This is a genomic window from Alkaliphilus flagellatus, assembly GCF_018919215.1.
Lineage (GTDB): Bacteria > Bacillota > Clostridia > Peptostreptococcales > Natronincolaceae > Alkaliphilus_B > Alkaliphilus_B flagellatus.
Genome location: NZ_JAHLQK010000002.1, coordinates 567601 through 577163, shown reverse-complemented (window position 1 = coordinate 577163; position 9563 = coordinate 567601). Strand labels below are relative to the sequence as shown.

Annotated in this window: 10 protein-coding genes and 1 rRNA gene; all 11 read right to left on the bottom strand. The window is 33.6% G+C overall.

The genetic code is table 11. The annotated features are described in order from the left end of the window. Positions 1-74 (bottom strand): 16S ribosomal RNA (locus KQI88_RS07630); the annotation flags it as partial. Positions 75-511: 437 nt separating this feature from the next. Beyond that, positions 512-1996, bottom strand: coding sequence for a lysine--tRNA ligase (gene lysS / locus KQI88_RS07625; RefSeq protein ID WP_216415942.1), 1485 nt, complete (start codon positions 1994-1996; stop codon positions 512-514). A gap of 18 nt (positions 1997-2014) precedes the next feature. After that, the gene (gene greA, locus KQI88_RS07620; RefSeq protein ID WP_216415889.1) at positions 2015-2494 is read right to left on the bottom strand and encodes a transcription elongation factor GreA; all 480 of its coding nucleotides are present in this window, start codon (positions 2492-2494) and stop codon (positions 2015-2017) included. A gap of 282 nt (positions 2495-2776) precedes the next feature. Further along, on the bottom strand, positions 2777-3700 hold the full coding sequence (locus tag KQI88_RS07615) for a quinate 5-dehydrogenase (protein WP_216415887.1): 924 nt from the start codon (positions 3698-3700) through the stop codon (positions 2777-2779). A 67-nt stretch (positions 3701-3767) separates the two neighbouring features. Beyond that, entirely contained in the window at positions 3768-4742 is a 975-nt protein-coding gene (dusB, locus tag KQI88_RS07610; protein ID WP_216415885.1) for a tRNA dihydrouridine synthase DusB, read from the bottom strand. Between the two features lie 111 nt (positions 4743-4853). Then, positions 4854-5657: a type III pantothenate kinase gene (locus tag KQI88_RS07605; RefSeq protein WP_216415884.1), complete on the bottom strand. Its 804-nt coding sequence runs from the start codon at positions 5655-5657 to the stop codon at positions 4854-4856. A 33-nt stretch (positions 5658-5690) separates the two neighbouring features. Further along, positions 5691-6200, bottom strand: a complete 510-nt coding sequence (locus KQI88_RS07600) for an ECF transporter S component (RefSeq protein WP_212382123.1) — start codon at positions 6198-6200, stop codon at positions 5691-5693. A gap of 205 nt (positions 6201-6405) precedes the next feature. Further along, positions 6406-7386 (bottom strand): biotin--[acetyl-CoA-carboxylase] ligase, encoded by a 981-nt coding sequence (locus KQI88_RS07595; RefSeq protein ID WP_216415882.1) that lies wholly within the window; start codon positions 7384-7386, stop codon positions 6406-6408. Between the two features lie 72 nt (positions 7387-7458). Further along, a complete protein-coding gene (locus KQI88_RS07590) occupies positions 7459-8658 on the bottom strand; it encodes a sodium ion-translocating decarboxylase subunit beta (protein ID WP_216415880.1) in 1200 nt (399 codons plus the stop codon). 36 nt (positions 8659-8694) lie between these two features. Then, complete coding sequence (locus KQI88_RS07585; protein ID WP_216415879.1) at positions 8695-9087, bottom strand: biotin/lipoyl-containing protein; 393 nt, start codon at positions 9085-9087, stop codon at positions 8695-8697. Positions 9088-9152: 65 nt separating this feature from the next. Beyond that, positions 9153-9548, bottom strand: a complete 396-nt coding sequence (locus tag KQI88_RS07580; RefSeq protein ID WP_216415876.1) for an OadG family protein — start codon at positions 9546-9548, stop codon at positions 9153-9155. Positions 9549-9563: the final 15 nt, after the last annotated feature.

Here is a 9563-nt window from a genome sequence, read left to right as displayed (position 1 = left end):
TAACTCCGCTCGACTTGCATGTGTTAGGCACGCCGCCAGCGTTCATCCTGAGCCAGGATCAAACTCTTAAATAAAAATGCTCGAATTTTTGGGTTCCATTTAAATAAATTAATATTTAATGGAAACTCAGCTTTTCGCTGAGAAGGTACCTTACACAAAATCAAAGATTTTGGCAATCTACCTTTGCTGGCTTAATCTATACTGTTTAGTTTTCAAAGACCTCTTTAAGGGCTTATGCCCCATCGCCTTGTTGCGGCGACTTACTTAATATATCATATCTAAAATATTATGTCAACAACTTTTTAAAATTTATTTTTCAGATTGCTGTTCTAATATTTTATTTTCCTTAAGCTTTTGCTTTTGTTTTTGTTTCCACTTATCTTGTTGACCTCATTTACTATACTACTTTCCATTAAGCTTGTCAACATATTTTGTGTTTTTTCGCTATAATAATATAATCCTACTGAATAAGAGAACATCAGTAGGATTATGCTATATTCTTATTATATAGTTAGTCTCTATTAGACTCTATTGGTTTCATTGTAGGGAATAATAATACATCACGAATAGATGCTGAATCTGTTAATAACATCATCAAACGATCTATCCCTATTCCTAATCCACCAGTTGGAGGCATACCTACTTCTATAGCATTTAAAAAGTCTTCATCTAACATATGAGCTTCATCATCACCAAATTCACGTTGTACTAACTGATCCATAAATCTTTGACGTTGATCAATAGGATCATTAAGCTCTGAAAAAGCATTTGCAATTTCCCAAGTGTTAACAAAAGCTTCAAAACGGTTTGTTAATTCAGGATTATCAGGATTACGCTTTGCTAAAGGTGATATTTCCACTGGATGCTGAGTTATGAAAGTAGGTTGTATTAAATGTTTTTCACCATACTCTTCAAATACTTCACTAATAATATGTCCCTTTTTCATTCCAGGTCTAATTTCAATTCCCAGCTTTTTAGCTACTTCAATTGCTTCTTCATCAGTCTTTATTTCATCGAAATCTACATTAGCATATTGTTTACATGCTTCTACCATGGTCATTCTATTCCAAGGAGGGGTAAGGTCTATTTCTTGTCCCTGGTAAGTAATCTTAGTAGTACCTAAAGCTTTTTCAGCAGCATAAGCTACAATGTTTTCAGTAATATCCATCATATCATTATAATCTGCATAAGCTTCATAAAGCTCAATTGTTGTAAATTCAGGATTGTGCTTAATAGACATTCCTTCATTTCTAAATAGCCTACCAATTTCGTACACACGGTCAATACCACCAACGATTAATCTCTTTAGATGTAATTCAGTAGCTATTCTAAGATACATATCTATATCCAATGTATTATGATGGGTAATAAAAGGTCTAGCGCTAGCTCCCCCAGCTATAGTACCTAATATAGGGGTTTCCACCTCTAAATATCCTCTATTATCTAAAAACTCTCTTATTGCCTTAATTGCTTTGGAGCGAGTAATAAAAGTTTTCTTTACTTCTGGATTAACTATTAGGTCTACATACCTTTGTCTATATCTTAAGTCGTGATCCTTTAATCCATGCCACTTTTCTGGTAATATTTGGATAGATTTCGTTAATAGACGAATTTGACTAGCCTTTACAGAAATTTCACCTTTATTGGTTCTGAAAACTTCACCATTTACCTCTATAATATCTCCTAAATCATAGGTAACAAACAGATTATAATCTTCTTCTCCAATTCTATCTTCTCTAATGTATGCCTGTATTTGACCATCTTTGTCCTGAATATTAACAAAGCTAGCTTTACCATGACCACGTTTGGTCATTATACGACCAGCAATTGTTACATTTTGACCTTCAAGTTGTTCAAACTCTTCTTTTATTTGTTCACTATAATGAGTAACATAAACTTTTTCGATTTTGAAGGGATCTTTTCCTATTTCTTGTAAATGCTTTAACTTATCTATACGTATTTTCAAAAGCTCATTTAAATTTTGTTCTTCATTCATCACTAGTAATTCCCCCAACTATCTTGTAATTTTTAATATCTCGTACTTGGTAATTCCGTCTGGAATTTGCACCTCCACAACATCCCCAACTTTAGATCCTAATAAAGTCTTACCTACAGGGGATTCATTAGATATTTTAAGTTCATACGGATCTGCTTCAGTCGACCCAACTATCATATATTCAACTACTTCGTCAAATTCTAAGTCCTTTACTTGTACAGTTGCACCTATACTAACAACATCTGTATTAATATCTTCTTCATCTATTATAGTAGCCTTACGAAGCATAGTTTCAAGTCTATTTATTCTATCCTCTACTTGTGCTTGTTCATTTTTAGCTTCATCATATTCAGAGTTTTCACTTATATCTCCGAAAGCAATTGCTTGCTTTATTCTTTCAGCTATTTCTTTTCTTCTTACAGTTTTAAGTAGTTCTAGTTCGTCCTCTAACTTTTTTAACCCCTGAGCCGTTAAAACAACTTCTCTATCTGCCATCATAATCTCTCTCTCCTCATCCTTAATTGATCTAGATTTTAAAATATATATTTAATATTTATTCTTATGATATTAGTTCATAATATATGTTCTTATAACCATTTTATACTTTTATATATGTAGTAATTTTATCCTTTTTTGATGAAAAATTTAATTAATATTCATCTAATATCTTAAAAAATAGTTTAGCCCTTTTTTTATGGGCTAATTATTCTGATAAATATATTGTACATATTATAGAATAGTCACTATCAAATGTCAAGGGAAAACAAGCCCTTCATAATGCTATATAACCCCTTGACTCTTATTTAAATATTCTATTCTAGGTTTTAAGTCAAGTTTACTCAAAAGTTCCTCATATTCGTTTAATGTGCCTTCTCTCCCTTGTGCTTTAAGCATAGCAACTATTACTCCTTCTATTACATTAGTACCAAAAGATCTACCTTCAAATTCTGGTGTAGTAGTAATAAGCAGTTTTGCTCCTCTATCTTTTAAAATCCCTACATCTTCTTTTGTAACTGTGTTCGTAATTATTACTTTATCATTCATACTAATAGGCATAAATCTTTTAATATAATGAAAATCTCCTGCTATGATTTCAGCTCTATCAAAATATGTAGTAAACTTATTTGAAATATTTTTATTTTGCTTATCACCTGTTGGATATAAAATATGAAATGGAAGTCGACAAGCAATTGGCGCTACTATTGCTGCTATTCTATGTAGGCTTTTTAATGAATGTACCGGAATATTTATACCAAGGCCAAATATTAAATCTCCTATGGTTAAATTACACCCACAACATTCTAGACTATCGGCCATGCCAAAACGATCCATTGCACTAGTGATTAGTACTCTTTTCTCTTTAAAATTAATATATTTATTTTGCTGCAAATAATGAATAACATTTTTTTCTAATGTGTTTTTTAATCCTGATCCATCAACTATTGGAGTAATCTTAGCTGCTCTTTTAAGTGGTAGCGCTCCTTTGATAATATACGAACGCCTACCTGCCCATAAATATAAATCAATACCACCCATTCCTATAGCATCAACTTTACCATCTATGCTTTTTATTAAATCAACTGCCTTTTCTATACTACCATCAGTACCAATACGTTCAATAATAAACTTTTCTCCCATTATTTCAGTTTCCACATAATGATCCCTTTTAGAGCTTCCAATGCTTATACTAACTACTCTCTTCATTTTAATGCCTCCTGGACAAGAAAAAATATATTTCTATTATTGCCCTTTGTCAGAAGGTTATTCGATTCTAAACCTCTATTCCTTCACTATTCAAATATTCTATTAAAACATTTTCCATTTCAATTTTAGTTCCAATTGTATTAATCTTATTTCTTAGGCTTGCTGTTCCCTTTAAACCTTTTAAGTACCATGCAATATGCTTTCTCATTTCTTTAATTCCAATATATTCACTTTTATGTGTAATTACTAGATCCATATGTTTTAGTGCCATAAAAATCCGATCCCTAGCAGTAGGCTCAGGAGTAAGTTCACCGGTTTTCATATATTGTACTAATCTTTTAAATAACCAAGGATTTCCTTGACTTCCCCTACCAATCATAATCCCATCACATTTAGTTGCTTTTAATAGATTAATTCCGTCTTCTACGGTAAATACGTCCCCATTTCCGATTACAGGAATAGTTACAGCTGCCTTTACTCTTCTAATAATATCCCAGTCAGCTTTACCTGAGTAGAATTGTTCTCTCGTTCTACCATGGACAGCTATAGCCTTTGCCCCATTTTCTTCAATAATCTTTGCTAATTCTACTGCATTAACACTGTTTTCATCCCAGCCCTTACGTATTTTAACCGTAACAGGCTTTACAGATTCCTTAACTACTGCTTTAACAACTTCCCCGGCCAACTTAACATCCTTCATAAGTGCACTACCGTCTCCATTCTTTACTATCTTAGGTGTAGGGCATCCCATGTTAATATCTAATATAGCATTTTCGCGATTATTGAGCATATAAGCAGCCTTCGACATAATATTAGGGTCTGAACCGAATATTTGTAGGGCAACAGGTTTTTCTTTTGGATGAATCTTTAGTAATCCTTCAGTTTTCTTATCTTCATAATATAACCCCTTGGAGCTTACCATCTCCATATATACCATTCCGCATCCCATCTCTTTACAAATTAGTCTAAAAGAAAGGTCTGTTACACCTGCCATAGGAGCTAAGAAAACAGGATTATCTAAAGTCACATTATCTATTTTCATATTTTTTACCTCCAATTACTAAGTGCGGCAGTTTTTATTCCGCCACGTTACATATATAAATAGAAATACACTAAAATCAGTTATATATAATATAAACAATAAAAGCCAGGTTTACACCCGGCTCTTATTGTTTAATGCAATTCGGTCTTCCTTGTTACGTTCATAAATAATATTTAAGCCTTCTAGGGATAAAAACTTATCTACTATGTCTATACTTTCTGTTTCACTAGCTATTAAAGTTGATAGTCCACCTGTAGCAATTACCCTACAAGAGCTGCACCTAATCTCTTTTTTCATCTTATTTACAATATACTCAACTAAACCAACATAACCATATATTATGCCAGCTTGCATACTGTTAACAGTATTTTTGCAAATTACCTTTCCCGGCTTTACAAGTTCTACTCTTGGAAGCTTTGCAGCTTTTTCAAATAGTGCATCACTTGAAATCTTAATTCCCGGTGAAATGGTACCACCTAAGTATTCTCCCGTTTCCGAAATAGCGCAGAAGGTTGTTGCTGTTCCAAAGTCTACAATTATTAATGGCCCACCGTATTTTTCATAGGCAGCAATAGCATTAACAATTCTATCTGCTCCAACCTGTTTAGGATTATCGTATTTTATATTCATACCTGTCTTAATACCAGGTCCTACTATTAAAGGCTCTTTATTAAAAAGTTTTCTTGATGCATGTTCTAAAGAATACATAATGTTTGGTACTACTGAAGAAATAATAATATCTTCAACATCATTAATGTCTAAACCATTATATTGAAAGAATTGATGAATAACCATACTATATTCATCAGATGTCTTTTCTTTATCCGTTGCGATTCTCCAATAGTCTATTAACTCTTTTCCACGGTAAACACCTAATACAATATTAGTATTACCTACATCAAAAACTACGATCATTTGTTCACCTTCTCAACTAGTCTATTTTATCTATTATATTTTATAGTTTTTCAAACCTTTCATTACTATATACACTATAACAGAAGAAACAATAGCTTCGGTAATTCCATTTAGTGTGGCAACACCAATAACTGCATTTAACGGTAGATATCCCCTTAAATATACCATAGACAGTACTCCAAGAGTGTTAGTTAGTGTACCTACTATAGCTGCAGGGATAGAATGTTTAAATGCCTTGTAGGTATAGTAGCTCATAACTCCTATAAAGAGTCTTGGCAATATAGAAACTAAAGGATCTGCAAAAAAAGGTGATCCCACTCTTAAAAAGCTACTAACTCCAAACATTAATCCTACTATAGTCCCTACCAATGGTCCACCTAAAATTGCACCAATAATAACAGGGATGTGCATAGTGGTTGCATTAACCCCAAGTATCGGTATAGGTATATACCCTATTGGAGTCATACTTAATACTACTGAAAATGCACCTAACATACCAGCGATTGTTACTTTTTTTGTTGACATTTTTGTACTTTGAATCATTTCGCCACCTCCGTTCCAGCTCTTTACAGATGCCGGACAATTTAAATTTTTTAAAACATTGAGATCTAGTCTAGCTCAAAATTTGATGCCAGCTATTTCACCATATTATTTTAACAGGTTGAAATTTATATTGCAATAATTATGATAAAATTAACGAAAAAAATCACAGTTTAGCTATAATTTCATTATTAACAATGAGTGTGTTTTATATATACCCATTTTCACCTCTAATTGAAACCTCTCCTGATGAAATTAATTCTTTGCTACCATCATCCATTTGTACTAATAATAATCCTTCGTTGTTAATATCTATAGCTCTAGCTTTTTTTTCTAAATTTCCTTGAATAATTTTAATCTCTTTTCCTAATATAGCAGAATAGTTTTTAACTATAACTAAAGTTTCATCTAAGTTTAAATCTTTAATATAGATATTGTATAATGCCTCAAAGTTTTTCAAAATATTAACTACTAGTTCCCTGCGATCTATTTTTTTACCCCCTTCAATAAATAGGGAGGTAGCTTTTTCCTTCAATTCACATGAAAATCCATCGGTATTTACATTTATACCTATACCTACAATAATATAGTTAACTTCGTTTAATTCTCCAGCCATCTCAGTTAAAATACCACAAATCTTTTTGCCGTTAATAACAATATCGTTTGGCCATTTAATTAAGGCATTTAGCCCTGTTAATTCTCGGATAGACTTACATACAGCCGCTGCTGCTATTTGTGTCATCTTGACCCCTTCAGTAGGCGGTATATTAGGTTTTAAAACTAAAGACATCCAAATTCCCGTACCTTTAGGCGAAGACCAGTTTCTCCCTCTTCTTCCTCTACCCAGTAGCTGTTCTTCACTTAAAATAACAGTCCCATCTTTTAGTTTGTTGGCCTCTTTTTTAGCATAGCTATTAGTAGAATCAATACTATCGAAATAAACAATTTGCTGGCCTATAGCATTGTTAGAAATAAGTGCTTCTATTTCCTTAGGCAAAAGTTTATCTTTCATTTCAAGAAGCATATACCCCTTTCTAGGAATAGTTTCGATATTATATCCTTCTTCCTTTAATGCATTAATATGCTTCCATATAGCAGTACGAGAAACGCCTAGCTTAGTTCTTAACACTTCTCCAGATATATAGTTTCCCTTATTAATATACAACTCTTCTAATATTTTGCTCCTCATTTTTTCACTCCTCACCAGCAGAAAAAGATACGGCTATGCACCGTATCTCTTAACTGAATATAACATTTTCCATTAACCAAACAATGTTAATAACACACCTGCTGCAACAGCAGATCCAATTACCCCTGCAACGTTAGGTCCCATAGCATGCATTAATAGGAAATTACTTGGATTTTCTTTTTGTCCAACAACTTGAGAAACTCTAGCTGCCATAGGTACTGCCGAAACTCCAGCTGATCCTATAAGTGGATTTACTTTACCACCAGATAGCTTATTCATTACTTTTCCAAGTAATACTCCGGCTGCTGTACCTACACCAAAAGCAACTACACCCAGTGCAATTATTTTAAGTGTTTCTAATTTTAGAAATGTTTCTGCATTAGCTGTTGCTCCAACACTTATCCCTAACAAAATAGTTACAATGTTAATTAGCTCATTTTGTGCTGTTTTAGAAAGTCGATCTGTCACTCCAGACTCTCTAAATAGGTTTCCAAGCATAAGCATACCAACTAAAGCTGTTGCACTTGGCACTATTAATGAAACTATAATAGTTACCATTATAGGGAAAACTACTCTCTCAACCTTTGATACTGTTCTTAATTGCTCCATCTTAATCATTCGCTCTTCTTTTGTAGTAAGCGCCTTCATAATAGGAGGCTGAATAATTGGAACTAGTGCCATATAAGAGTAGGCTGCAACCGCTATTGGTCCTAGAAGGTGAGGCGCTAACTTAGAAGTTAAAAATATTGCTGTAGGTCCATCTGCTCCACCTATAATTCCAATAGAAGAAGCTTCTTGAGCTGTAAAGCCAAGCATTGTCGCTCCAATGAATGTAAAGAATATTCCAGCCTGTGCTGCTGCCCCTAAAAATAAGCTTTTTGGGTTAGCAATAAGTGGACCGAAATCAGTCATTGCTCCAACACCTAAGAAGATTAAAGGCGGAAAAATTCCTAGTTTGATTCCCGAATTATAAATATAATGCAATAATCCTCCTGGAGAATCTACATACATACTCGCAGGTATTCCTTTTTCTATCATTTCAGCTGTAGGTGAACCTAATTTTAATAAATTTGCTCCAGCATCCATTATTCCAGATAGAGGTAGATTAACAAGTAACATACCAAAGGCTATAGGAATAAGCAGTAAAGGTTCGAAGCCTTTTGCGATTGCTAGATATAGTAAAACACATGAAACAACTATCATAAGTAGTTGACCACCTGTCATGTTTGCAAAACCTGTGGTCCCTAAAAATTCCACAACTATATCAACCATCTGTGCATCTCCTTTCAATTGTTTTAGGTGCTTTTATTATTTAAGAGATACTAGAATATCTCCACCATTTACTGCAGCACCTTCAGCAACATGAATAGATGCAACAACTCCATCAGCTGGAGCCATAATTTCATTTTCCATCTTCATAGCTTCTAAAATTAGAAGTACATCACCAGATTTTACTTGTTGACCTTCTTTAACTTCTATCTTCCAAATGTTTCCTGGCATTGGTGCTTCAATAGTTGTAGAACCTGCTGGAGCTACCGATGGCGCTGGTTTCGCCGCTGGAGCTGGTTTTGAAGCCACTGGTTTTGCCACTGGTGCTACTGGAGCTGCGGCTCTTGGTGCAGGTGATGCTATACCATCCTTAATTTCTTCTACTTCTACATCATAGGAAACACCATTTACAGTTATATTAAACTTTCTCATCGTACAATTCCTCCTTAATAGTAGTTTGGATTATAATGCATTGTCTTAATATGTAATCCCTTAAATTAAAGCTTATTACTAATTTGGTCTACCCTTCCTATTTTAGCCCAAGAAGGTGTTTGATCCGATATACGAGTAATATTTCTAACAATAATATTATGAGTAGAAGTATTTAAGCTAGCAGCTACTGCAGCTGTAATAACCGCTACAAGCTCTGTACTGTCTACAGTCTCTTCTTCTACAACTTCATCCTCAATAGTAGGAGAAGGTTTTGAATCGACTATTTTTTTAGGTTGAGATTTACCTACTACTTTTTGCATAATAATAATAGCAAAGTATAATATAGCTAATCCTGCAAATACTATACCAATTCCCACAAGTGTTACTATCATACTGCCTAAAAACTTCTCTCCCATTGTCATAGTATCAATGGAAACTTTCATTCTTTCCAGTAAGTTCATATATTAATCACCTCT